Origin of the sequence: Nitrosomonas eutropha (genome assembly GCF_900116685.1) — a bacterium.
GTDB lineage: Bacteria > Pseudomonadota > Gammaproteobacteria > Burkholderiales > Nitrosomonadaceae > Nitrosomonas > Nitrosomonas eutropha_A.
In genome coordinates, this window is the sequence record NZ_FPBL01000002.1 from 154,737 (window position 1) to 180,599 (window position 25,863).

Annotated in this window: 19 protein-coding genes; 12 read left to right on the forward strand and 7 right to left on the reverse strand. The window is 48.1% G+C overall.

Annotated elements, in window-relative coordinates:
- Position 1: 1 nt before the first annotated feature.
- Positions 2-1,813, reverse strand: coding sequence for an autotransporter assembly complex protein TamA (locus tag BM331_RS03355; protein ID WP_256214797.1), 1,812 nt, complete (start codon positions 1,811-1,813; stop codon positions 2-4).
- A 143-nt stretch (positions 1,814-1,956) separates the two neighbouring features.
- Here BM331_RS03355 and BM331_RS03360 point away from each other — a divergent pair, with 143 nt between their 5' ends.
- The 3 genes from BM331_RS03360 to uvrC are packed head-to-tail and all read left to right on the forward strand — an operon-like array spanning position 1,957 to position 4,645.
- A complete protein-coding gene (locus BM331_RS03360; RefSeq protein WP_074927062.1) occupies positions 1,957-2,607 on the forward strand; it encodes a uracil-DNA glycosylase in 651 nt (216 codons plus the stop codon).
- A gap of 19 nt (positions 2,608-2,626) precedes the next feature.
- Positions 2,627-2,815 carry a tautomerase family protein gene (locus tag BM331_RS03365; protein WP_074927065.1) on the forward strand — a complete coding sequence of 63 codons (189 nt, stop codon included), beginning with the start codon at positions 2,627-2,629 and terminating at the stop codon, positions 2,813-2,815.
- A 15-nt stretch (positions 2,816-2,830) separates the two neighbouring features.
- Entirely contained in the window at positions 2,831-4,645 is a 1,815-nt protein-coding gene (gene uvrC, locus BM331_RS03370) for an excinuclease ABC subunit UvrC (RefSeq protein WP_074927067.1), read from the forward strand.
- Between the two features lie 87 nt (positions 4,646-4,732).
- On the opposite strand, the gene BM331_RS03375 is transcribed toward uvrC, so the two are convergent.
- A complete protein-coding gene (locus tag BM331_RS03375) occupies positions 4,733-5,344 on the reverse strand; it encodes a uracil-DNA glycosylase family protein (RefSeq protein WP_074927069.1) in 612 nt (203 codons plus the stop codon).
- A gap of 460 nt (positions 5,345-5,804) precedes the next feature.
- On the opposite strand from BM331_RS03375, the gene BM331_RS03380 reads away from it, so the two are divergent.
- The 9 genes from BM331_RS03380 (at position 5,805) to BM331_RS03420 (ending at position 20,462) form a co-directional block, all read left to right on the forward strand.
- Complete coding sequence (locus tag BM331_RS03380; protein ID WP_074927071.1) at positions 5,805-8,183, forward strand: penicillin acylase family protein; 2,379 nt, start codon at positions 5,805-5,807, stop codon at positions 8,181-8,183.
- Positions 8,184-8,489: 306 nt separating this feature from the next.
- On the forward strand, positions 8,490-9,848 hold the full coding sequence (prsR, locus tag BM331_RS03385; RefSeq protein ID WP_074927073.1) for a PEP-CTERM-box response regulator transcription factor: 1,359 nt from the start codon (positions 8,490-8,492) through the stop codon (positions 9,846-9,848).
- Positions 9,849-9,889: 41 nt separating this feature from the next.
- Positions 9,890-11,479 (forward strand): acyl-CoA ligase (AMP-forming), exosortase A system-associated, encoded by a 1,590-nt coding sequence (locus BM331_RS03390; protein ID WP_074927075.1) that lies wholly within the window; start codon positions 9,890-9,892, stop codon positions 11,477-11,479.
- On the forward strand, positions 11,476-12,711 hold the full coding sequence (locus BM331_RS03395) for a pyridoxal-dependent decarboxylase, exosortase A system-associated (protein WP_074927077.1): 1,236 nt from the start codon (positions 11,476-11,478) through the stop codon (positions 12,709-12,711). The genes BM331_RS03390 and BM331_RS03395 overlap by 4 nt, the downstream gene beginning before the upstream one ends.
- Positions 12,712-12,868: 157 nt before the next feature.
- Positions 12,869-14,740, forward strand: a complete 1,872-nt coding sequence (locus BM331_RS03400; protein WP_074927079.1) for an asparagine synthetase B family protein — start codon at positions 12,869-12,871, stop codon at positions 14,738-14,740.
- 262 nt (positions 14,741-15,002) lie between these two features.
- Complete coding sequence (locus tag BM331_RS03405) at positions 15,003-15,818, forward strand: PEP-CTERM/exosortase system-associated acyltransferase (RefSeq protein WP_256214798.1); 816 nt, start codon at positions 15,003-15,005, stop codon at positions 15,816-15,818.
- A gap of 18 nt (positions 15,819-15,836) precedes the next feature.
- Positions 15,837-16,292: a type 2 periplasmic-binding domain-containing protein gene (locus BM331_RS12140; protein WP_256214799.1), complete on the forward strand. Its 456-nt coding sequence runs from the start codon at positions 15,837-15,839 to the stop codon at positions 16,290-16,292.
- Positions 16,285-17,511 (forward strand): hypothetical protein, encoded by a 1,227-nt coding sequence (locus tag BM331_RS03415; protein ID WP_074927083.1) that lies wholly within the window; start codon positions 16,285-16,287, stop codon positions 17,509-17,511. Before BM331_RS12140 ends, BM331_RS03415 begins: the two co-directional genes overlap by 8 nt.
- A gap of 11 nt (positions 17,512-17,522) precedes the next feature.
- Positions 17,523-20,462: a bifunctional diguanylate cyclase/phosphodiesterase gene (locus BM331_RS03420; protein WP_256214800.1), complete on the forward strand. Its 2,940-nt coding sequence runs from the start codon at positions 17,523-17,525 to the stop codon at positions 20,460-20,462.
- 69 nt (positions 20,463-20,531) lie between these two features.
- On the opposite strand, the gene BM331_RS11810 is transcribed toward BM331_RS03420, so the two are convergent.
- The 5 genes from BM331_RS11810 to leuS form a co-directional block, all read right to left on the reverse strand.
- Positions 20,532-20,702 carry a hypothetical protein gene (locus tag BM331_RS11810; RefSeq protein ID WP_177217827.1) on the reverse strand — a complete coding sequence of 57 codons (171 nt, stop codon included), beginning with the start codon at positions 20,700-20,702 and terminating at the stop codon, positions 20,532-20,534.
- Between the two features lie 237 nt (positions 20,703-20,939).
- The gene (locus tag BM331_RS03425) at positions 20,940-21,356 is read right to left on the reverse strand and encodes an OsmC family protein (protein ID WP_074927086.1); all 417 of its coding nucleotides are present in this window, start codon (positions 21,354-21,356) and stop codon (positions 20,940-20,942) included.
- Between the two features lie 154 nt (positions 21,357-21,510).
- On the reverse strand, positions 21,511-22,575 hold the full coding sequence (holA, locus tag BM331_RS03430) for a DNA polymerase III subunit delta (RefSeq protein WP_074927088.1): 1,065 nt from the start codon (positions 22,573-22,575) through the stop codon (positions 21,511-21,513).
- Positions 22,576-22,589: 14 nt separating this feature from the next.
- On the reverse strand, positions 22,590-23,183 hold the full coding sequence (locus BM331_RS03435) for an LPS-assembly lipoprotein LptE (RefSeq protein WP_256214801.1): 594 nt from the start codon (positions 23,181-23,183) through the stop codon (positions 22,590-22,592).
- Positions 23,104-25,707: a leucine--tRNA ligase gene (leuS, locus tag BM331_RS03440; protein ID WP_074927091.1), complete on the reverse strand. Its 2,604-nt coding sequence runs from the start codon at positions 25,705-25,707 to the stop codon at positions 23,104-23,106. Before leuS ends, BM331_RS03435 begins: the two co-directional genes overlap by 80 nt.
- Positions 25,708-25,863 lie beyond the last annotated feature (156 nt).

The following is a 25,863-nucleotide window of genomic DNA, read 5'->3' on the forward strand; positions in this document are numbered from 1 at the left end:
ATCAGAACGCCACCGCAATGGAGAAATGCACCCGTAATGTGCCGGTATCGTGCCGCCTGGCCAGATCCAGTGCAAACGGGCCAGCCGGGCTGCGCCAGCGTGCACCCACCCCGTAACCTAGCGCCAGTTTAAAATCTTCCCACCTGTCTGCCGCATCACCCGCATCAACAAATGCCGCCCCGCCCCAGTCATTCGAGAACCAGTGAACATATTCAGCCGTTCCAGTTGCCACAACACGTCCGCCAACAATAGCATTCCCTTCGCGCACGCCCAGACTCAGAAAATCGTAACCCCGGATAGATTGAATGCCCCCGGCACGAAACAGGTATTCCTGTGGAATCCCCTGACGCGAGGAAGCCAGGGTATAACCAGCCTCTGCACGGAAATACAATGTATCCCGCCGGCCAACAGGAAACCACTGTTGATGTCGCAGGTAGCTGCGGACAAAGTTCCGATCAGACAGCACATAGCTGGAACCGCCACCCAATCGCACCTCTGAAACAAAACCACTGTGAACATTTACCGGATCGTCAATATCGTGGTAGCGATACCATGAATCCAGTGCCAGGGTTTCATTCACGGTATTGGGTGCGCCAGAAGGTTCCCGTTCCTCGCGCTGCCAATTGACGCCCACTTGCAAAATGGAATGAGCCGTAGTGCGTATTCTTGAAAAATCTACGCGCTGATTAAAGGTTTTCAGGTTCTTGATATCAGTCTTCTCGACGCGTACACCAGATGAATACTGGTAACGATTGGCATCCGGCAAGGTATCCACTCTGGCGGAAAACGTCTGACGTTTTTGCTCCAGGCGCAGCAGACTACCCAAGTTCCAGGCACGTCCCAGAAAATTGTAATCACGATAATTGATTTCACCGCGTGCGCCATTATTGGAACTGTAACCAACACCTGCACCAAAACGTTTGGATTTAGCCTCGGTTAGCGTGACGATCACCGGCACGGCTTCGTGCAAGGCGGGATCGGGTTTGATCGTGACAGCAGCCGAGTTAAATAACTGGCCATTTTGCAGCACTGCCTGGAAAGCAAGCAACTGATTCCGACGATAGGGATCACCCGGACGGAAAGGTACGCTGTTTTGAATCACATCCAGCTGATAGCGCTCCAGTCCGGTAATTTGTAACGCGCCATACCGGAATGCCGGGCCAGAATCAATAATGATCGACAAGGTTGCCTGAGCAGCATCAGGATCCACTTTTGCCTGGCTCTCAACGATCCTGGCTGCGGCGTAATCTACATCCGCCACATTGGAAAGCAGGGCAGATTTAGCATCTTCCCAGCGCGCGCTGCGAAAAATCTTGCCCGGCTGCAATGGCCATTCGGCACGCAACTGCTCTACCCGTGCGCGCTGTTCAGGTTCATCCATCGCCAGATCCCCCCGAAATTCGATAGATACCGCAGTGACACGTGTGCGGGGGCCAGGTGTAACGCGCAATTCATACGCCTTACTATTACTTTCCCGTTCATCAAATTCAATTTCGGGGGTAAAGTATCCTTCTGTTGCTAGCAGCTCAGTGGATTCCTGTTTGATTTTGCGTGCATAAGCCGCTCGACTGATTTCATCCTTGAATGGCTTGACCGGAGGGGTAATATATTTTTCCAGCAGCTTTTTGGCAGTTGAGGGTGCAATAATCGTCACTTCAACAGGATCCGGTTTCTTTTCTTTTTCTGCATCCTTGCCAGTGGCAGAAGCTGCCAAAGCAGTACCACAGCAGGATAAATACAACAAACAGAGCAATAACAACGCAGCACGCCAGTTACATTTTGCCTGGTCAAAAAACTTGTCCAGCCTGTTCATACAAGCGAAACAGTATTTGAATATATACCACGAATACATATCCCGTTTGCTTGAGACGCTGGTATAAATTTTTGTGGTGAAAGGGAAATTCATGGATAGCATGGCTGCGGTAAGTAACCCCCATTTTACAACAAGAGGACAACATGTCTGTATCAAGACTATTCCAGCAGGATTGTCGTGACTGCCCGCGCCTGGCACAACATCTGGATCAGGTTAAAATGGATCACCCGGATTATCATGCCCGGCCGGTTGCCCCCTTCGGAGATACTTCAGCAAAGTTACTGATCATCGGGCTCGCACCCGGATTGCATGGCGCTAACCGAACCAGCCGCCCGTTTACCGGTGATTACGCCGGTATCTTACTGTATCAAACATTACATAAATTTGGCCTCGCCAACCATAGTAAATCTGTTGCGGCCGATGATGCACTTCGCCTGATTAACTGCCGGATAACCAATGCAGTCAAATGTTTACCACCTGCCAACAAACCACTACCGGCAGAAATACGGCAGTGCAATGTCTTTTTGGCGTCCGAACTGCACGATTTTGCGAACAATGGCGGGCAGGCATTACTGGCACTGGGAACGATTGCCCATCAGGCTACATTAACAGCCTTGCAACATCGAAAAGCAGATTATCCCTTCAGTCATGGTGCTGTTCACCCTGTTGCGGGAGGATTGAGGCTTTATGACAGCTATCATTGCAGTCGCTACAATACCCAGACCAAACGCCTGACGGAATCCATGTTTGAACAGATTTTTGACAGAATTTGTCAGGATATGGCTGCAACTTGATAAATAACAGGAGATAAAGATGCCTTATGTGAACATCCGGCTGGCTGGTACACTAACCAACGAACAAAAGCAGCAGATCGCTACTGAAATTACCGATACGCTGGAACGTATCGCGCACAAGCCTAAATCTTACGTTTATATCGCCTTTGACGAAATGCCACATGAAAGCTGGGCAATCGGCGGCAAATTGCTGGGTGACGACAAATAGTGAGGTAATTCTGTCTTGCCGGATTCCCTTTTTGACGGTAAAGCATTTGTTCTGACGCTCCCTTCACAGCCGGGCGTATATCGCATGCTGAATGCGGCCGGCGATGTGATTTATGTAGGCAAAGCCATTGATCTGAGGAAAAGGGTGTCATCCTATTTTCAGAAATCAAATCTGTCGCCACGTATCCAGCTCATGGTGTCGCAGATTATGGGGATTGAGACGACAGTCACCCGCTCCGAAGCGGAAGCGCTGCTGCTTGAAAATAATCTGATCAAAAGCCTTGCACCCCGCTACAACATCCTGTTCCGGGATGACAAATCCTACCCCTACCTGCTACTGACGAATCATGCTTTTCCCAGGTTGGCATTTTATCGCGGTGCACTGGATAACCGTCACCAGTATTTTGGTCCATTTCCCAATGCAGGCGTGGTCAAATCCAGCATCCAGCTGTTGCAGAAAATTTTTCGCCTGCGCACCTGTGAAAATTCGGTGTTCAATAACCGTACACGGCCATGCCTGCTTCACCAGATCAAGCGCTGCAGCGCGCCATGCGTTAACCTGATCACTCCGGAAGCGTATCGGGAAGATGTCAACAGTGCAGCCCTGTTTCTGCAAGGCAAACAGGACGAAGTATTAAAAACCATAGAACAGAAAATGTTTGAAGCATCGGATCGGCAAGCGTATGAACAGGCAGTGCTGTTCCGTGACCAGATGCAGGCTTTACGCATGATTCAGGAAAAACAGTTTGTTGACAGCGGCAGAGCACTGGATGCTGATGTTATCGCCTGCACAACCGGGACAAACAAACATGCTGTTGCGGTCAACCTGGTCATGATCCGCAGCGGACGGCATCTGGGTGACAAAACCTTTTTCCCACAGAACACACATGAAGACAACATCAGCACTGTACTGGAAGCTTTTGTCAGCCAGCATTACCTGAATCGCAGCGTTCCACCACTGATCATCCTGGGCAAAAAAATTCGGGTGACACTCCTGCAAACATTGCTATCCGAACAGGCTGGTCATAAAGTCACCCTGACGATCAATCCAATTGGAGAACGACGCAAGTGGCTGGACATGGCAACCGAAAATGCACAACTGGCGCTGCAGCAAAAACAAATCCAGCAAGCCAGCCAGGAAGAGCGGTTGCAGGCACTGCAGGAAGTTTTGAATCTGCCAGGTCTGGCACGTATCGAATGTTTTGACATCAGCCATACCATGGGAGAAGCAACGATTGCCTCCTGCGTGGTGTATGACCATTATGCCATGCGTAACGGTGAATATCGGCGTTATAACATTACCGGTATCACGCCGGGAAACGACTATGCAGCGATGCGTGATGTATTACAACGACGCTACGCAAAAATTGCCATGGAAGAAGGAAAGCTGCCCGATCTGATCCTGATTGATGGTGGCAAAGGGCAAATAGGCGTTGCCAGCGAAGTAATGACAGAACTGGGACTAAACGACATTCCATTGGTGGGCGTTGCCAAGGGAGAAACACGTAAACCAGGACTGGAACAGCTGATCCTCCCCTGGCAGGAAGAAACCTTGCATCTGCCAAATGACCACCCGACGCTGCACCTTATCCAGCAGATTCGTGATGAAGCACACCGTTTTGCCATCCAGGGACATCGAGCAAAACGTGCCAAAACTCGTAAAACCTCCTCCCTTGAACAGATTGCCGGCATCGGCAGCAAACGCCGCCAGAACCTGCTCACCCGCTTTGGCGGGCTTAAAGGTGTAAAAAATGCCAGCATCGAAGAATTGCAGCAGACAGAAGGGGTCAGCCGGGCGCTGGCAGAAAAAATCTACCGGGAATTACACTGATCCTCGCTCACCTCTCGTGAACGTAAAATCCAATCTGATTAGCAATGAACGTCAGCAACGTCATTCCGGCATAAGCCGGAATTCAGCTCAGCTATCTGATTCAAGAATTACCGCTACACGCTCCCGCAGAGCAGGAATAACTTCTTCCATAAACCATGGATTACGCTTCAGCCAGAGATTATTACGCGGGCTTGGATGTGGAAGTGGCACAACATCTGGCCAAAATTCCCGCCACGCACGAATATTTTCAGTGAGTGATGCACCAGGTTTTCTGCCTGATTCCTCCTTTTCTTTAGCAAAAGAATAAGCTTGTGCATACTGGCCCACCAGCAGCGTCAGCCGGATACTTTTCAGATATGACAGTAACTCCGATCGCCATGCAGGCGCACATTCAGGTCGAGGAGGAAAATCACCGGATTTACCTGTTCCCGGAAAACACAAGCCCATGGGTAAAATAGCTATCTGACGCGAATCGTAAAATTTTTCACGAGACACGCCCAACCACTCGCGCAACCGGTTGCCACTGGGGTCATCAAACGGCACTCCGGTTTCATGAACCCGCCTGCCGGGTGCCTGGCTGGCAATCAGAATGCGGGCTGATTCATGCAATTGAAATACTGGTTTTGGCCCCAGCGGTAAATGTTCAGCACATAAAGTACACCGGCGTACCTGGTGAATCAGTGATATGAAATCATCCATATTGGTTTGATCTGCCGCAAAATGGTTTTCTATTCACTTTAAAATCAGAAATAACACAAAAATTCATGCCTGATTATGGCTTTGAGAAAGATAGAAGTTCCAATTTTTTCTATCTGCCAGGAACATTTCTCTTGACAGGTATAAAAATATCCACATTTTTTACCCGAGGTATTGACAACTCCCCAAACCCGCGTCAATACTGGTTGTAAATATAACATACTGTTTCTAATGAAAAAAATAAGTGTGCAAAATTTCAGCAGATTTCAAAATCCTGTTTGAAAAGACACCCTTAAGGCAATCATCCTCAAGTTATACACAAACTTATCCACAGGAATTGTGGACAAGTATGCGCGTGATCGAAGTATAAGTACTTAAGGAACCTCTGGATAAACTTTCTAAAAACAGACAGCGTGATTGTTACAATCCCACCCGTTTCAATTTCTCTAAATTTATTGTTGATATGTTGCGTAAATTTCTGCTTTTTCTGCTCGTACTCATAGCGATTATCCCGGCTGCTGCGTGGTTATTTCTCAGAGGTAGCCTGCCCGTTTATGAAGGAAACCTGCCGCTTCCCGGGTTGGCTGATACGGTGACGGTTGAACGGGATGCACTCGGCACGGTAACACTAAGTGCCGAGAACAGACTTGATCTGGCGCGCGGCCTGGGTTTCATTCATGCGCAGGAACGTTTCTTTGAAATGGATCTGATGCGTCGCAAGGCCGCCGGAGAACTGGCGGAACTATTCGGCGCGGCCGCATTACCGGTGGATCGCAAGGCGCGTGCTTATCGGATGCGTACCCGTGCACAGTCAATGCTGCAAAAGCTGCCGCAAGATCAGCTTCGCCTGCTTGAAGCATATCGCGACGGAGTCAATACTGGGCTGAACAATCTCAAAATTAAACAATTTGGTTACCTGCTTACACAAACATCACCCCGACCCTGGCGTAGCGAAGATAGCCTGCTGATCGTGCTTGCTATGCACATAACACTGCAGGAAAACAGCATTGATCGTGAACTGGGATTATCAATGATGCATGCTTCCCTGCCGGAATCTGCCTACCGTTTTCTGACTGCCAGCGGCGGGGAATGGGATGCCCCCCTGGATGACAGCCAATTTGAATGGCCACCCTATCCTCCTGCTTCCGATATTGATTTGCGCTCAATCAACCGGCAAACCTTGTCAGATAACAGTTTTCAGGAATTACCTGCAATCGGCAGTAATGCTTTTGCGGTTGGGGGTAATCTGACTAATGGCAGCTCATTGGTCGCCAATGACATGCATCTGTCTCTGCGCGTTCCTGGCTTATGGTTTCGTACTCGCCTGGTTTATCCGGATCCTTCGCATGTGAATCGGAAGATCGATATCACCGGGGTCAGCCTCCCTGGTAACCCGGTTATTGTTGCCGGTTCCAATCGTCATATTGCCTGGGGATTCACCAATTCTTATGGAGATTTTGCCGACTGGGTTAGAGTCAAGCCTGACCCGAATAACCCCGCCCGTTATGCCGATCATGGTGAGTGGAAAGCAATCAAGGTATGGCAAGAAACGCTGCATGTACGTGATGCGCTCGATGAAAAGCTCGAAATCCATGAAACTGAGTGGGGCCCTATCCTTGCTAGAGATTATGATGACATCCCTCTGGCACTGGTCTGGACAGCTCTCCAGCCGGACGCTGTCAACCTTGATATTATTGAATTGGAACAGGCAGATAATCTGGAAGAAGCAGTCAAGATTGCGCAAAGGATGGGCATTCCAGCACAGAATTTTATTGCAGGCAGTAGAAATGGCGATATCGCCTGGACAATTGCCGGCCGCATTCCTGTACGCATGGGCAGCTATGATGCAAATCTGCCCGCAAATTGGGGTCAGCAGACAATCGGTTGGAGTAGCTGGCTTGCGCCTGCTGATTATCCATTGGTTATCAATCCGCCAGAGATGCGGCTCTGGAATGGCAATTCCAGGATGATTGATGGCACTTTACTGAAAAAACTGGGGGATGGCGGGTATGATCTCGGCGCACGCAGTCAGCAGATCCGTGATCAATTACATGTGCTCAATCATGCTGCACCAAAAGATCTGCTGGCCATACAACTGGATGATCGCGCACTGCTGCTTGCTCGCTGGAAACAATTGCTGGAAGAAACATTGCAAAAAACCTCACCAGTTGCGTGGCGCCAGGAAATGCAACAAGCCTTACGCGACTGGGATGGCCACGCATCACCTCAATCGGTAGCTTATCGCGTTGTGCACGGTTTTCGTTACGCTGTTATGGAACATACTCTCAGTGCCTTCGCGGCAATAGTAAAGCTCGATTACCCTAATTTTGTGCTGCCCCGCCTGAGTCAGATTGAACATGCAGTCTGGGAGCTGATCAAGCACCGCCCGCTACATTTATTGCCCCCCGGTGATGATAGCTGGGACGATATGCTCGCAGCTTGTGCACAGCGTGTGACAGAATGGCTGCAAGCGCAGCCAGGTGGCATTAGCGCGCGCAGCTGGGGGGAAGAAAATACTGCCGCTATCCAGCATCCACTCAGCCGCGCCCTGCCAACATGGATTACTGCATGGCTGGATATGCCTGCAGATCAATTGCCTGGAGATCACCACATGCCTCGTGTCCAGACACCAAATTTTGGTGCATCTCTGCGTTTTGTAGTTGCACCCGGAGAAGAAGAAAATGGCTATTTTCAGATGCCGGGAGGACAAAGCGGCCATCCGCTCTCCCCTTACTACGGCAGCGGCCATTCTGATTGGGTGGCAGGAAATGCCAGCCCGTTCCTGCCGGGCCCACCACAACAAACTTTGTACCTGCACCCCACCGAAATTAAGCCATATTAATAAAACAGGCCTGGCTGATACATTGCGTTGCTCTAGCGGTATTTGAGTATCAGCAAGTAACTGTTTTCTTCCTGATTAATTCGATTTAGCTTAATATTTTTGCAATGGTGTCGATAAAACTTACACAATTTAATGACAGCTTAATAGCCGCATTCTTTAAAGATAGCAGTATGCTGAAATCGGTTAAATTTGACTGAGATTCAATTTTCGGCTGAAAACCAATTTTGGTTTTAATGTCAGTAAATTATACGTAGAACAGCAAAACTATTCCGTTATCCATATTAAATTCACAATGGCGGTCACGATATGAAAGCAAATGAAACACAAAAAAAATTGCTTGTTGTAGAAGATGATCCCGGGCTCCAGAAACAATTGCGCTGGAGTTTTGATGATTGCAACGTGGCTGTTGCTTCTGATCGTGAAAGTGCGTTGGCACAAATCCGCCGGCATGAACCCGCAGTTGTAACCATGGATCTTGGTTTGCCCCCCGATCCGGATGGGGCAACAGAAGGCCTGGCAACTTTGCAGCAGATTCTTGCATTGGCTCCCGACACCAAGGTAATTGTGCTGACCGGCAATCAGAATCATGAGAATGCGCTGAAAGCAATTGACATGGGTGCTTATGATTTTCATCAGAAGCCCCTTGATGCGGGCGTACTTAACCTGATCGTCAATCGGGCCTTTTATCTGCACCGGTTACAAAGGGAAAATTATAAGCTGCAACAAGCCGGCCTGATTTCGTCCGTTCCTGGATTTATTACCGGAGATCCGGGAATAGCCAAAATCTGTCAACAGATTGAACGTATTGCATCTTCTGATGTTGCAGTTGCATTGCTGGGTGAAAGCGGTACTGGAAAGGAAGTACTGGCTAAAGCACTTCACCTACTCAGTGGTAGAAACAGTAAACGCATGGTTGCAGTAAATTGCGCAGCAATTCCGGAATCGTTACTGGAAGCCGAATTGTTTGGTTACGAAAAAGGAGCTTTTACCAATGCTGCAAAACAAACCCTCGGTAAAATCGAAACCGCACAAGGGGGCACATTTTTTCTGGATGAAGTTGGTGATCTACCTCTCTCACTGCAGGCCAAGCTGCTAAGATTCTTACAGGAGCGCGTTATTGAACGTATTGGCGGCAGAGAAGAAATTCCGGTGGATGTGCGTATTATCTGTGCAACCCATCAAGATCTGAAGAAAATGATCGATGCCGGTACTTTCCGAGAAGATTTGTTCTATCGGCTGTGCGAGATCAGCATTCATATACCACCAGTGCGTGAACGTATCGGTGATGCCGTATTGCTTGCGCATCACTTCAAGAATCAGTTCCGTATCAAGGAAAAGCGCCAAACACTCAACTTCAGCCAGGATGCACTGAACGCAATCAGTAACCACCGCTGGCCGGGTAATGTCCGGGAAATTGAAAATTGCATCAAGCGTGCTGTCATTATGGCGGAGGGTTCCCAAATTACGGCCCAGGATCTGGGATTGAAACCAGCAGATAATCCTGAGCAACCCGTCACCCTGCGTGAAGTCCGGGAACAGGCAGAACGCGAAGTAGTCGCCAAGGCTTTAGCTCGGATGGATGGTAATATCGTTAAAACTGCGGAACTGCTCGGCGTCACCCGGCCGACACTTTACGACCTGATGAATCGCCACGGACTTAAATAGACTATAAAATCTACCAACCTCGTTAGTTACCAAACCAACTCATGACTTCTCTTTTTCACGAACTGGTTTATCAGTCTGTCGATCGGAATATAAACCCTATAGCTCTGATCGATCGGAAACGTCATTTATCTTATCCAGCGCTGGCCGAAGCAGTGCAATCATTCGCTGGTACTTTGCATACATTAGGGCTAAGCCGGGGAGAGCGTGTCGCCGTTTACCTTGAAAAGCGGCTTGAAGCGGTTATTGCCCTGTTTGGCACATCTGCCGCCGGAGGGGCATTTGTACCGGTCAACCCGTTGCTCAAAGCTGAACAGGTGGCCTATATTCTTAACGATTGTAACGTTAGAGTACTGGTCACTTCCATTGATCGATTCAGCCTGCTCAACCCGGCATTATCACAATGTCATGATTTGCATACTGTAATCACAGTTGATGAAGCACAAGAATCATCGTCAACACCCGGGCTCAATGTCATCTCATGGAGACAAACACAAACATCCTCTTCTGAAGCTGTACGCTTACCACGTTGCATCGACAGCGATATGGCGGCAATTTTGTACACCTCCGGCAGCACCGGCAAACCCAAAGGAGTGGTACTTTCCCACCGCAACCTGGTAACTGGCGCCAAAAGTGTTTCGCAATATCTGAACAATCAATCGAATGATCGGATCCTAGCGGTACTGCCACTTAGCTTTGATTACGGATTGAGCCAGCTGAATACTGCGTTTTATGTGGGTGCCACTGCCGTTCTGATGAATTATCTACTGCCACGTGACATTCTTTCCATCATCAAACGTGAGCAGATCACCGGGCTGGCGGCTGTCCCGCCACTGTGGACACAACTGGCACAACTGGACTGGCAAGGTGCACAGACACTGCGTTACATCACCAATTCCGGGGGAGCCATGCCGCGAACCACCCTGGCATGTTTACGCGAAGCACTACCAAGTACAGAGATCTTTTTAATGTATGGTCTGACGGAGGCTTTTCGTTCAACCTATCTGCCGCCGGAAGAAGCGGATAAACGCCCGGATTCCATGGGCAAAGCAATTCCCAATGCTGAAGTTATGGTATTGCGGGAAGATGGCTCCCATTGCGCACCAGGTGAACCAGGCGAACTGGTGCACCGTGGGCCACTGGTCTCGCTGGGTTACTGGAACGATCCGGACAAAACGTCAGCTCGCTTTCGCCCCCTTGCTCCCCGTCAGTCCGGATTGACCATTCCCGAGCTGGCTGTCTGGTCAGGTGATACTGTGCGGATGGATGAAGAAGGCTATCTGTATTTTATTGGCCGGCGTGATGACATGATCAAAACCTCCGGTTACCGTGTCAGTCCGACAGAAATCGAGGAAGTTATCTATGCAACAGAAACAGTCGCAGAAACTGCTGCATTTGGAGCACCACACCCAACGCTTGGCCAGGCAATTGTTGTTATTGCCGTCCCCAAAACAGGAATCGAACTGAAACAGGATACCCTGATGGCTGCCTGCAAAAATCATTTACCTGCTTTTATGCAACCTGGTTTGATTGAGTTACGACAGACCAGTCTGCCGCGTAACCCGAATGGAAAGATCGATCGAAAAAGTCTGGCCAGTGAATTTCAACAAATTTTCCAAACAGAAAAAATATGACGACGAATCAACCTAAACATGCGCCGATGACACAGTTTCCGGTACAGGATCATTGCCTTGTTATCGGCGGCATTCCACTCACACGACTGGCTCAACGGGTTGGAAGCACTCCTTTCTACGTCTACGATCGCCAGTTGATTTCCACGCGCGTACAGTCCCTGAGACAACACCTGCCGTCAGGTATACTTCTGCACTATGCGATGAAGGCCAATCCGATGCCGGCTGTGGTACAACACCTGGCTGGCCTGGTAGACGGGATTGATGTCGCCTCGGTTGGTGAAATGAAAGTAGCACTGGACGCAGGCGTGACTCCAGAGAATATCAGTTTTGCAGGCCCCGGCAAAAGTCGTCAGGAGCTGGCCTGTGCCATTGCTGCTGGCATTGTTATTAATATGGAATCCGAACAGGAGCTGGAAATAATTGCTCAACTGGCAGACGAAACCGGTTTCCATCCTAAAGTCGCAGTACGGGTCAATCCTGATTTTGAGCTGAAATCTTCCGGCATGAAAATGGGAGGAGGCTCCAAACAGTTTGGTATCGATGCCGAGCACGTCCCGGCCGTGTTGCAACGTATTGCGCAATTGAAACTGGATTTTGAGGGATTGCATATCTTTAGCGGCTCACAAAATCTCAGAGTGGAAGCCATTCAGGAAGCACACGAAAAGACACTGCAGCTCGGCTTGCAGCTTGCTTCAATCTCACCCGTTCCAATACGCACAGTCAACATCGGCGGTGGATTCGGCGTTCCTTATTTCCCCGGTGAAAACCCGCTCGATTTGAGTGCCGTTGGCACTAATCTGAAACAATTGCTGGCAGAAATCCCTGCTTCTTCCCCGAATATCCGGTTCGTGGTTGAGCTGGGACGCTATATCGTGGCAGAAGCGGGTATTTATGTATGCCGTGTACTGGAAAAGAAACTATCAAGAGGGCAGGTTTTTCTTATTACCAATGGTGGTTTACATCATCATCTTGCCGCTTCAGGAAATTTTGGCCAGGTTATCCGCAAAAATTACCCTGTTGCGGTCGGAAATAAAATGTACATCAGTGAAGCTGAAACTGCCTCAGTGGTCGGGCCACTTTGCACGCCACTGGATTTACTCGCCAACCAGATGGAACTGTCCAAAGCTGAACCCGGGGATCTGATCGTTGTTTTCCAGTCCGGTGCCTATGGATTAACAGCCAGTCCCACCTCTTTTCTTAGTCACCCTGCCCCGCTGGAAATACTGGCCTGAGAATCTGCTGCCAAACTGATACCTTTCTCTGCAATGATACAACATGCAAATCAAATAGCCATTGGTAACAAGTACAAGAAAGTAAATAAATTAAGTATACCCAGGTGCTATTATGACGACAGCATTTAGGGGCAATCCGGAAAGATGAGGAGATGATATGAGTGGTATATGTGGCTGGCTGAGTGTTGAGCATTCAGCAATAGAGAACCAACAGGTTGTTGATCGTATGGCCCGTTTGCTAACCCGTTTTGACAGCAATCCTGCACAAACAGCAGCACAAGGCAGCGCAGCCCTGTCTGTTGTTGCAAAAGCAAGCCATGCTCATCTCTATGAAAAAGATGGTTTGTTAGTTGGTATCTGGGGAAGGATAAAATCCCGGAATAAACAGCTGCAGGCAGATATTGATGTCAAAGGAATGGCTGCAACCCTTGCAGATCTATGGCGGCAGAAAGGTGAAAAATTATTCTCTGACCTCGCCGGTGAGTTCGTGTGCTGCATCGTGGACAGCCATGCACGCAAAGCCGCTCTGGCCATTGATCCACTGGGGACACATACGCTCTACTATCAACAATTGGATAATGGAATCCTGTTTGGCTCCTCGGCTGATGTCTTGCTCGCACATCCGCAAGCCAGCCAGGAAATCAATCCACAAGGGCTGCTCAACTACCTTTATTTTCACATGATCCCGGGGCCTGGCACCATTTATCAGGCTCAACAGCGTTTGCTTCCCGGTGAATGCCTGTATTTTCACGATGGCCGTGCAGAAATCAATCGCTACACGCAGGCTCAGTTTAATGAGGATATAAAACGTCCGTTTCCAGAGCTCCAACAGGAATTTCTCTCGCTGCTTAAAAAAAGTGTCAGTGAAGTGATACAAGATCAGCAAGCTGGAGCATTTCTAAGTGGGGGCACAGATAGCTCCACTCTGGCAGGGATACTGACAGAAGTTACCGGAAAACCGGCTAAAACCTATTCAATCGGTTTTGAAGCAACCGGCTATGACGAGATGTACTACGCACGGATTGCTGCTCGGCATTTCTCGACAGATCATCACGAATACTATGTCACACCGGATGATGTAGTCGAAACTATCCCACTGATCGCCTCGGTCTTTGATCAACCTTTTGGCAATGCATCGGCACTACCAGCCTATTACTGTGCACGCATGGCCAGGAAAGATGGCCTGGATCTGTTGCTTGGAGGCGACGGTGGTGACGAGTTGTTCGGTGGCAATGTGCGTTATGCAAAACAGTATATTTTTTCGCTGTATGACAGAATTCCGGCGCCCTTGAGAAATTATCTGCTCTCACCGCTTATCCTGTCTATCTCGCCCGATACCGGCCCTAAATTGCTCCGCAAGGCACGCAGTTATGTCGCACAGGCAACTGTCCCCATGCCTCATCGGATGGAAACTTATAATCTATTGACGCATTACGGTTTTGAGACTGTATTTTCACCGGAATTACTGGCACAGGTTAATACCGGGCAACCTGCGCAGTTGATCGAACAAACTTACCACGATGCTTCTCATGCACGCAGCCTGATCAACCGCATGCTTGCCTTCGACTGGAAATTTACGCTAGCGGACAATGATTTTCCCAAAGTAGTCCAGGCCTGTCGTTTGGGAGGTATGGAAGTAGCTTTTCCGTTTGCCAATGATGAAATACTCGCTTTCTCTCTCGCTCTGGATCCGGATCAGAAGTTGAAGGGGACACAGCTGCGCTATTTCTTTAAACAAGCATTACGGGGGTTTTTGCCGGATGAGATCATCGCCAAGCAAAAACAGGGATTTGGCTTGCCGTTTGGTGTCTGGCTGCAATCACATAAACCATTACGGGAGATTTCTGCAGACAGTTTGAGCGATCTCAAGGCCCGCAACATCATACGGAACGATTTCATCGACAAGCTGCTTGATCAGCACCTTCACGAACACGCCAGCTACCACGGTACCATGGTATGGCTGTTAATGATGCTGGAATACTGGTTCAAACAGCATCACCCGGCAAAAGTGCAAACCTCATTCAACTAACATAAAAACAACACCGAAAATATCATTAATTTGTCATGTTTTGATGACATGAGTATAGTTGTGTATGTCTTATTTTAACGACACAGTTATCCTGCTCTTATTCTATTGTTTAACATCCTCCAAAATATGATCAACTGCAATCACGCCAGCAGAAAAATGCAAATAAAATATAAAGTCATATCGTTGACATATTCCCTGAATTGAAAACTGGTTCAGGCAATAAAATTTATCCTATTTAAACAGGATTTAGTCAGGGGAAAATATGAAACATATGAACAATCTTGAAGCAGCTTTTCACCAGTATTTTGAAATTGTGCATGCCAACACACCGGAGTTGCTTAAAGAGGCTTTCAGTTTACGATTCCGAGTTTTGTGCGTACATAACGATATCTCTGGCTTCAATTCAGTAAATTATCCGAACAAACTGGAAAGTGACGAATACGATAGTCGCTCTGTGCATCTCTTGCTGCGCCATCGGCCAACCGATACATTTATCGGGACCACTCGCCTGATTCTGCCTGATTCGCAACACCCGGAAAATAAACTGCCAACCGAGCTGCATACCCGGTTTTATCCTGAATTTCAGGTAGATCCATTATCTCGTAAACATACTGCTGAAATATCCCGCTTTGCCATATCAAGTAATTTCTTTAAACGCAAGAATGAACACTATACGTTAGCTGGACCTGTTGATATACCCACTCGATCCGTTGACAAACCTCAGGAACGACGTCATTTTCCTCACCCGATGTTGGCGCTTGTCGTCGGAATTATACAAATATGTGCCCAGTATGAAATTTATCATTTACTTTCATCCATGGAACCAGCCTTGAACAAATTACTGGGATTTTACGGCTTGCAATTAAATGCCATTGGCCCATCAACTGATTACCACGGACTTCGCAGCCCTTATCATGTCTGCCTGCTGGATGTTCTGGATAGAATTTACCGCAATCAGCAAGTGATCTGGGAACTTGTTACTGACCATGGGAATATCTGGCCGGCCGATCTAACTTTTCTGCGTCAACAAAACAGACTACAACCGGTTGGCTCCGATAGTGTTTGCATACCGGGATAGCCAATAACATTCACTATTGTGACGGGAATTTTTACTTACTGCCTTCGGGGTATTCTTCTCCCCGCACTGCTAATCATACTTCTTTTCACGGATAATGCCTTATCCTCCGGTGAGGCAGTCGAAGTAATTACTCATCCCGGTACCAATGTAAATTATCTTTCCAAGAATTTATTACGTTCTGTCTTTAGTATGCGCCTCAGAACCTGGCAGAACGGTGTACCAATCCGGGTTTTCGTGCTGCCCGACGATGCACCGTTACACAATATATTTGCCAAAAAAAAACTCAACGTCTTCCCTTATCAATTACGCTCTGCATGGGATCGCCTGGTCTATTCAGGAACCGGGCAAGCACCACTTGTCGTGCACTCTGAAGAAGAGATGCGCACAAAAATTGCGACGACACCGGGGTCAATCGGCTATTTAAGTGAAATCAAGATTGATGGAAGCGTCCAGATCGTTCATATCAATGAATAGCAAAAAGTTTTTCACCAATCTTTTTTTGAGCATCGCGGGGTTACTCCTGACGCTTTCCGCACCTTCCGGATTTGCCAATGAGCATCAGGGAGTGCAGATTCTGAAGCAGCTGCAGGTACATGGCTTCCTCAGCCAAGGATACATCAAGACAACCGGAAACAATGTTTTCGGTCACAGCAACAACTCGGGCAGCTTTGATTTCAGGGAAATTGGCCTGACAGCCTCTCTGCGCCCACTGCCCGGGTTGCAACTTTCCGGGCAATTACTTCATCGCAGGGCGGGAGAAGGCAGTGACGGTGGCATCCATATCGATTTTGGCTTCCTTGATTACAATTTTATTAATATGCCTGAGGTAGAGCTCGGCGTACGCCTGGGCAGAATGAAGAATCCATTTGGGTTCTATAACGATACCCGTGATGTGCCTTTTACCCGACCAAGTATACTGTTACCTCAATCAATCTATTTCGATCGGACCCGTAACCTGGCACTGGCTTCGGATGGTGTTCAGCTGTACGGAGAATCACGTACAGATTGGGGAAACATTACCATTCAGCTTGGCGCTGCTTTTCCGCAGGTGGATGACAAAGATTCCGAAACATCTATTTTTGGTCATATGACCCCCGTCCGGGGAGAGCTGAAAAGCAGGCTCTCATATATCGGCCGCATCCTCTATGAGCTACCTGACGGGCGGCTACGCCTGGCTGTCAGCAGCGCTCAACTCAATGTTGGCTATGACCCCAGCCAAAATGATATTTTTGAATCAGGTTCATTCAGATTTTCTCCCCTGATTCTGTCAGCGCAATACAATGCAGAACGCTGGAGCATAACGTCAGAATATGCGTTACGTTATTCTCGTCGTCATGGGTTTGGCAATCCCAGACTTGATCAGAGTTCTACCGGGGATAGCTTCTATCTGCAGGGTATCTACCGTTTTTTACCAAACTGGGAAGCCGTATTACGCTACGATCTACTTTTCGCCAACAAAAAGGATCGCAATGGCAAGAAGTTTTTGGCGGCGAGCAGTCATCCGGCATACAGTCAGTACGCCAGAGATCTGACGGTAGGATTACGCTGGAATATAACCCCATCCATTATGCTGAGTACTGAATATCATCGGATCAATGGAGCCGCCTGGCTTTCTCCACTGGATAATCCGGACATTGACAGTGCCGAGAAAAACTGGAATCTGTTTGCCGCACAAATTTCCTACCGGTTCTGATGCAAAATCAAGTGAAACCTGCCGTTTCCGAGGAGCCAGTTGATTTAAAAAATACTGGCCATAAATTTTCCCGGATATTTGTCGGACTAAGCTGGAAAATTTCCCTGCTGAGCAGCCTGATTTTGCTGCTTGTGGTAACAGCGTTCAGCATGATCAACTACAACAGTCTGATCGACAGCATTGATCAGCAAAGAGAAACGCAATACCAGCGCTACGCTAGAGAAATAGAAAGCCTGATCGGGCGCAATTCTGAAAATCTACATGGACTTGTCAGAATTATTCCCTATCTGAAAGGAATGAAAACCAGCCTGCAGGCAGATGATTCTCAAGAAATACTCACCACCTTTGAACGGTACTGGACATTGTTCCAGATTCAGAGTGATATCGAAGATATCCGTTTTTATAACTCTTCCGGATCATTGCTCGCACAGTGGGGTAATTTTGATGCCAATGCATACCGGGACAATCTTATTCTTGAGCATGTTCGTGAAGTCAATGCACGTGAACAGCCTGCTACGCTGATGATCTGTGTTGAAAGCTGTACCCAATATATTATTGAACCATTGCTGATTAATGGAATACGAACGGGTGCCGTTGTCATTGGTTCTTCTCTGGTTGATGTTTTTTTAAATTTCAAACGTGCTTCCGGTTCTGATATTGGCTTGTTTGTTGGATATGCCGCTAATGACTCACACAGCATACTGTCAGATAACGCTGCTTTTATGGGGATACCCGAATGGAATGTCAGTATTACGGCTCTGACAAATAGCGTCAAAAATCTCACCATCCTGAGTAGAGCAGCCAAAAGCTACCCGAATCTTGCTAAGATCGAACAGGGTATCCAATATGAATGGAATAACAGACATTATCAGATCAAGTTGCTCCCGTTGCACGGTATCCGTATACCTGACCAAGGGCAGCTGGTTATCATTACCGAAGTAACTGATACTGTCCAGGCAATCCAGAATTCCATCTGGCGTATTGTCGTCATCGGGCTGATCGGGATGGTATTTTCAGAGATCATCTTGTTTAGCATGATTTCAAGGCCGCTATCCCGCCTCAAATATATCGTATCTCTCCTGCCATTGCTGGCCGGGAGAGGATTTAGCAATTTCCGCAGCGCTCTTTCCTCACGCTGGCGAAAGCGTCGGTTAAGTGATGAAATTGATCTCCTGCACGATGCATCACTCGCACTTTCACATAAGCTTGAAAAATTGGAAGAGAAAGTTGCCTATCGCACCCGCATGCTGGTTCAGCAGCGCGACGAACTCAGCAAGGAAAAAGATTTCATTGAGAATCTGCTGGATACCGCACAAGTTATCGTCCTGACACAGGATGCCAGCGGAAAAATAATCATGACCAATACATACGGCGAAATACTGACCCGGTATAGTGAAGAGGAACTGCAGGGCAAGCACTTTATGGAACTGCTGGCGCCGGATGGCGAGCAATACAACCTGGATGTATATTTACTGGAAATCCGCCAGGGAAATCGCGATCAATTGCGGCATGAAGCAATCGTGCTATGTAAAGATGATTCAAAACGGAATGTTGCCTGGCTCCATTCTCGCTTGACGTGGCAATCCAAGGATGATCCTTCCGTGATTCTTTCCGTTGGACTCGACATCACCGAGTATAAGCGGGTGGAAGGTCATCTAGCGTGGCTTGCTGACCATGATCCACTGACAAACCTGTACAACCGCCGCCGTTTCAGTGAAGAATTGGAGCAGATTCTCAGTTGGGCAGAAAGATATCAGCATCCTGGGGCATTACTGTTTTTCGATCTTGATCGATTCAAGTTTGTGAATGACACCAGTGGCCACCAGGCGGGTGACGCGATGTTGAAAATGGTCGCTGATATGTTATCCCGTACCGTTCGTACTGCTGATATTGCTGCTCGGTTGGGTGGGGATGAATTTGCTGTTATCCTGCCTGAAATTACGCCCGAAGCAGCCATTGAGGTTGCCAAAAAAATTCTGGCCAGGCTGAATGAAACCCAGCTTTCACTTAATGGCAGAACACACAGTATTTCAGCCAGTATTGGCATTGCGGTCTTTCCCGAACATGGCAATAATGTTCACGATTTGCTGGCCGCTGCTGACCTCGCAATGTACCAGGCCAAGGAAACGGGACGTGGAACCTGGCATCTGTTTTCCAGCAATGATCAGTCGCGTGAGCGCGTGCGTACACTGGTTTACTGGAAAGAAAAAATTGAATATGCCAATGCGCATGACCGGTATCTGCTCTATCTGCAGCCCATTCAAACCTTGCGCGACGGAATAACCCATCATTACGAAGTCTTGCTGCGTATGCAGGATGAAGATGGAACCATTCATTCTCCCGGAGCATTCATCCGCGCAGCAGAACACACCGGCCTTATCCATAAAATCGATCATCTGGTGTTACACAAGGCAATTGCATTGGCCGCAAGAATCAATCAAGCAGAAAACAGACGTATTGGTCTGTCCATTAACCTGTCAGCACACGCCTTTAACGATCCGGAATTATTACCGACCATCAGCCAGGCGCTTTCAGTTAACCAGATTGATCCTGGTCTGTTAATGTTTGAAATAACAGAAACAGCCGCCTTGGATAATTTGCCTGGGACACGCGGCCTTTTGTACGATCTCAAGCAACTTGGTTGTGGCTTTGTACTGGATGATTTTGGGGTGGGGTTCTCTTCCTTCTACTATCTTCGCGAATTGCCGGTTGATGCGGTCAAGATCGATGGCTCGTTTATCCGTAACCTGGCGAGCAATCCCGATGATCAGATACTTGTCAGTGCATTGTGCAGCGTAGCAAAGGGATTTGGTAAAAAGATCACTGCAGAATTTGTTGAAAACAAGGAAGTACTAAGCATCCTTGATAAGCTGGAGGTTGATTTTGCACAGGGCTATTACATCGGCATGCCAACCTTGGCAGAAAAACTCTTTCCTGATACTAACGACTAACGCTTAAAGAATTATGCGAATAAAAAACCGCCCCGAGGGGCGGTTAGAAAATTTGAACCATATCTCTTCTCAATTTTTGTTTTGTTCCGTCTTATGTTCAGACTTATCTACGTTGTCAGGCATGGAATCACGTTCCATTGACATGCTGGGCGGATAGTTAGCAGGTTTGTCCGTATCAAGACATCCAGTCAAAGTAACAGCTGTAATCATTGCAGCAATCAGTATATGTAAGAGCTTCATTTTCCCTGTCTCCCTATAGATATTTAAAAATAATATAGTGTCTTTTTCTACACTTTTTCTGCCTGGCCTTCGTTCTCGAAGAACCAGCGCTCACTATTATTATCAGAATCAAAATTTATTGTCCAGATATTTATAAGCGGCGTGTAGACCGACTTTGGGATCGTTTTGGAACTCATTGAAAATTTGGAAAAATCAACATCCCCACCTTGTTTCAATCTGTATTTTTAAGGTGCCTGTTTAACCAACAATGACTTCATAATCGTGCGTGATGTTAACTGTTGCCTTAAGCATTATGGAAGCAGAGCAGTATTTTTCAGCAGATAAATTGATGGACCGTTCCACTTGCCGCGAATCCAGATTTTTCCCGGTAATGATGAAATGCAAATGAATATGGGTGAACACTTTTGGATCTTCAATTGCGCGTTGCGCATCCACTTCAACCTGGCATCCGGTAATTTCCTGACGACCTTTACGCAAAATATGTACGACATCAAAGGAGGTACACCCTCCCAGGCCCAGCAATATCATTTCCATTGGACGTGGGCCCTGATTTTTCCCACCGGCTTCCGGTGCGCCATCCATGAGTACAGAATGCCCACTCCCAACCTGTCCAAGAAAACTGACTCCTTCCTGCCATGCGATTTTTGCTTTCATTTATTTTATGAGATAAGTTGATCGTAGATAGAAAACTATTCTTTTCGATTACCTTAGAACCTGTTCAAGGTCTCGATCAGGGGATGCAGTGCAAGGCAAAATTGAACGAGAAAGCGGAGCATATTTGAAGTATGTGAGTATTTTGAGTTTAATCTCAACACCGTAATGCACCCTTCAGGGTGATATTGAACAGGTTCTGACAACGATTGTCATTAACAGCAAAATACATCCCGAGTTTCAAAAGCTCTTCCCAGACATCTCCTTTCGCGACTCCCTTGATCATTCGATCAATGGCAGCCGCCCGCAGCAAAGCCTGCACCAGTAATTGATAGTGAATACGGTGAAAGACACTTGCAATCAGTTTTTGCCTTGAAGGCCACACGCGCAATGCTGCCATGGCTTGTTCCAGCGTCATGCTCCGACTGGAGTTCTTGGCCAGATGGATTTTTATCAGCAAACGAATCTGCTCTGACAAAACAGCCAGGATCAGCGGCGGAGCTGTCCCCTCCCCCTGCAACCCCTCCAGAATACGGTTATAACGTACCATATCGGCTGTCAACATGGCTTCCGGCAACTGCAGTACATCAAAACGTGTAACATCCAGAATGGCATTCCTGATCTGCTCAAAAGTCAGTCTACCGGCAGGATAGAGTAATCCCAGCTTTCTTATTTCCTGATGAGCTGCCAGCAGATTACCTTCGACCTTATCCGCAAAGAATTGCAGCGTATCCCGATCTGTCGTTTGTTTCTGTTGTTCAAGACGCTGTTTAATCCAGTGGGGCAGCTGATCACGCCTGACCGGTTTTATTTCAGCGATCCGGCCAGTACGTTCGAGTGCCTTGAACCACTTGCTGGCACGTCCCTGTTTATCAATTTCCGGTAACGTCACAATGGTTACCGTATCACGCGGCAGATCCTGACAAAATTTTTCGATAGCCGCACTGCCTTCCCTGCCCGGTTTGCCGGTTGGAATACGTAAATCAAGTGTACGGCGTTCGCTGAACAGGGAGGATTGACGTCCCCAATGAAACAGGTTTACCCATTCAAATCGCTGATCAACCGTAAAGATTTCGCGCTCAATGTAACCCTGATCCTTGGCATGGGCACGAATCCGGTCGGTTGCTTCCATAACCAGCAGTAACTCATCTCCCAGCACGATATACAGAGAGGCAATACTTTCACCAGGTTGACTGGTCAAAGACTTCGGATCTAATCGCATGAGTTATACACATTTCACCCGGAAGCGGCAGCCGTAATCTGGCGAAGAATCTGTTGCACGGCATCTTTTTGCATATCTTTATACAACATTTCCTCCTCTGCTGCCTTGGCCAGCTCCTGTGCATCCAGGTACGGAAGAATACGTGTCAATCTGATTTCCTGCAAAGGTGCCAGCTCGGTATTGTGTGAATCCAGCAATCGGGCAGCTACCCGGTAAATTAGCTCAAACTCACGCACCCTTCCCCCCTCCGAGAGAGAAAGGATTCTTTTTTCCCTGATCGCATGCACAATCTGAACAACTGCGTCAGATTTTTCGATCTTCTTTACTACCCGTGCTTGCGTATGGGTACTAATTACTCGTTCAAGATCAGAGCCAATAGTCATCCCTGCAGGTGCCGTAATATAGATCCGCTCAAAAGGGAGTTCGGAAACCTGTCCGCGCAACTTAAAGCCGCAGGCAACCAGATTCAATATCAGCAAGATGGACAGTAAAGCTCGCAACGTTATCATCCGCAGCATACCTGCCTCGTTAAACAACAATATTGACCAGTCTTCCCGGCACGATAACCACCTTCCTGATCGGCTGCCCGGCAATATTTTTCTGAACATGCTCATGCTCCAGCGCTACCCGCTCAATAGTGGCCTGATCTGCTTCCCTGGCAATACGTATTTGTCCGCGTAACTTGCCATTGATTTGAACCACGATTTCGATCTCATCCTGGATCAGCGCCTGCTCATCCGCCTGTGGCCAGGGCTGATCAAGCAGCTCGGTACCAGGTCTGAGTTCACGCCACAAGACATGACAGATATGCGGAACAATGGGTGAAAGTAACAGCACGCTGTTCTCCAGTGCTTCCTGCATGAGCTGGCGTGCAGCCGGGCTGATATCTTGTATGCTGGCTAGCTTGTTCATCAGCTCCATCACCGCAGCAATTGCGGTATTAAATGTATGGCGCCGCTCAAGATCATCACTCACTTTGACTATTGTCTGATGCAATTGACAACGTAAATCCTGCAGATCAGTCGGATACTCCTGATACGGTATTACATCTGCAGACATGTCACCTTCTTGCTGCTTGTGCAGATAAACCTGTCGCCATAACCGTTTGAGAAAACGGAAAGCACCTTCGACACCGGCATCTGACCATTCCAGCGTCTGCGTGGGTGGGCTGGCAAACATCATAAACAAACGGGCAGTATCAGCACCATATTGTTCGATAATTTCCTGCGGATCGATACCATTATTCTTTGATTTCGACATGGTACCGATACCACCAGATTCAACCGGTTGACCATCCGCCTGCAGCACGGCACCGGTTTTTTTTCCTTCTGTATCATGCTGCACATCAACTTCTACCGGACTAAAGTACTGAATACGGCCGCTGCCGGTTTTACGGAAAAATATTTCATTCAGCACCATACCTTGCGTCAACAGATTGGTAAAAGGCTCATCGAATGACACCAGCCCGAGATCACGCATAACCCTGCTCCAGAAACGTGAATACAGCAGATGCAGGATGGCGTGCTCAATGCCACCGATATATTGATCAACCGGCAGCCAGTAATTGACTCGCTGATCAGTCATAGCGGCCTGCTGATCCTGACAAGCGTAACGGATGAAATACCAGGAAGAATCAACGAATGTATCCATGGTGTCAGTTTCACGACGCGCCTGCTGCCCGCAGCGCGGGCAGGTACATTCATAGAACGAAGGTGTTTTTGTCAGTGGATTACCAGAGCCATCCGGCACCAGGTCTTCCGGCAGGGTAACGGGTAACTGATCATCCGGCACCGGTACCACACCACATTGGTCACAATGAACCAGCGGAATCGGACAACCCCAGTAACGCTGCCGTGAGATACCCCAGTCACGCAGGCGATACCGCACACGCTTCTCCCCCTGTTCCTTCAGCTTCAGCTTGGTAGCGATAGCATCAACCGCATCCCTCGATTTCAGGCCAGAAAATTCACCGGAATCGAATGCCACACCATAGTCAGTAAAAGCTTGCACAAATGGTACAGGCAATTCATCATCTTCCGGTCTAATAACAGGTCTGATTGGCAAAGCATACTGGCGGGCAAAATCAAAATCGCGTTCATCATGCGCCGGTACCGCCATGACAGCCCCTTCGCCATAGCTCATCAGCACATAGTTGGCGACCCACACCGGCAAGCGTTCGCCCGTCAATGGATGCAGGACATAAAGCCCGGTAGCCATTCCTTTTTTTTCCTGGAGCGCTAGCTCAGCTTCCATGGTGGCACCTTGCCGGCAGGATTCAATAAAAGTGATCAGATCAGGCTGATTTTGTGCTGCGTGCAAAGCAACTGGATGTTCTGCAGCAACTGCCACATAAGTCACCCCCATCAGCGTATCCGCCCGGGTAGTAAAGACTTTCAGCGCTTGTGGCATTCCGGATACAATATCAGGTGAGAAGGTAATATCCACGCCGAAGCTTTTGCCAATCCAGTTGGCCTGCATAGCTTTTACGCGCTCTGGCCAGCCCGGTAATTTCTCTAGATCAGCCAGCAGTTCATCCGCATAACGGGTAATAGCCAGGTAATAACCGGGGATTTCTCGTTTTTCGACCACCGCTCCGGTACGCCAGCCGCACCCATCAATGACCTGTTCATTGGCCAGTACGGTCTGATCAACCGGATCCCAGTTAACTACCTGTGTTTTCTGATAAGCAATACCCTTTTCCAGCATGCGCAAAAATAACCACTGATTCCAGCGATAATATTCTGGATCACACGTGGCCAATTCCCGTTTCCAATCAATAGCAAACCCCAGGCTTTGCAACTGGCCGCGCATGTAGGCGATATTGTCATACGTCCATTTTGCAGGCGGCACACCCTTCTGGATGGCAGCATTTTCAGCCGGTAATCCGAATGCATCCCAGCCCATCGGCTGCATAACGTTATACCCCTGCATACGACGATAACGCGACAACACATCCCCAATCGTATAGTTGCGCACATGCCCCATATGTAACTTGCCGGAAGGATAAGGAAACATGGACAGGCAATAATATTTCGGCTTATCAGGTATTTCAGTTGTATTGAAAATGCCCGTTTCCTGCCAGCTTTGCCGGGCCTGCTGTTCTATTTCCTGTGGATGATATTTTTCTTGCATGGATAGATGAAGTTTTCTGCCGAATAATAAAAATTAAAAAATTAATTATACAGTCAACCATTCTGACTGGCAGAAAGCTCCTTGCAAAAACCTCTCATCCCAGCACTCTCTCCTAAAAAACACAGGCGCTTTACTGGTCACCGGTATAATCCGCAG

Bases quoted from the DNA above. Each gene is read 5' to 3' on its own strand.
- BM331_RS03355 (WP_256214797.1), bottom strand. From the start codon at position 1,813: ATGAACAGGCTGGACAAGTTTTTTGACCAGGCAAAATGTAACTGGCGT.
- BM331_RS03360 (WP_074927062.1), top strand. From the start codon at position 1,957: ATGTCTGTATCAAGACTATTCCAGCAGGATTGTCGTGACTGCCCGCGC.
- BM331_RS03365 (WP_074927065.1), top strand. From the start codon at position 2,627: ATGCCTTATGTGAACATCCGGCTGGCTGGTACACTAACCAACGAACAA.
- BM331_RS03375 (WP_074927069.1), bottom strand. From the start codon at position 5,344: ATGGATGATTTCATATCACTGATTCACCAGGTACGCCGGTGTACTTTA.
- BM331_RS03380 (WP_074927071.1), top strand. From the start codon at position 5,805: ATGTTGCGTAAATTTCTGCTTTTTCTGCTCGTACTCATAGCGATTATC.
- prsR (WP_074927073.1), top strand. From the start codon at position 8,490: ATGAAAGCAAATGAAACACAAAAAAAATTGCTTGTTGTAGAAGATGAT.
- BM331_RS03390 (WP_074927075.1), top strand. From the start codon at position 9,890: ATGACTTCTCTTTTTCACGAACTGGTTTATCAGTCTGTCGATCGGAAT.
- BM331_RS03395 (WP_074927077.1), top strand. From the start codon at position 11,476: ATGACGACGAATCAACCTAAACATGCGCCGATGACACAGTTTCCGGTA.
- BM331_RS03400 (WP_074927079.1), top strand. From the start codon at position 12,869: ATGAGTGGTATATGTGGCTGGCTGAGTGTTGAGCATTCAGCAATAGAG.
- BM331_RS03405 (WP_256214798.1), top strand. From the start codon at position 15,003: ATGAAACATATGAACAATCTTGAAGCAGCTTTTCACCAGTATTTTGAA.
- BM331_RS03415 (WP_074927083.1), top strand. From the start codon at position 16,285: ATGAATAGCAAAAAGTTTTTCACCAATCTTTTTTTGAGCATCGCGGGG.
- BM331_RS11810 (WP_177217827.1), bottom strand. From the start codon at position 20,702: ATGAAGCTCTTACATATACTGATTGCTGCAATGATTACAGCTGTTACT.
- BM331_RS03425 (WP_074927086.1), bottom strand. From the start codon at position 21,356: ATGAAAGCAAAAATCGCATGGCAGGAAGGAGTCAGTTTTCTTGGACAG.
- holA (WP_074927088.1), bottom strand. From the start codon at position 22,575: ATGCGATTAGATCCGAAGTCTTTGACCAGTCAACCTGGTGAAAGTATT.
- BM331_RS03435 (WP_256214801.1), bottom strand. From the start codon at position 23,183: ATGTTCAGAAAAATATTGCCGGGCAGCCGATCAGGAAGGTGGTTATCG.
- leuS (WP_074927091.1), bottom strand. From the start codon at position 25,707: ATGCAAGAAAAATATCATCCACAGGAAATAGAACAGCAGGCCCGGCAA.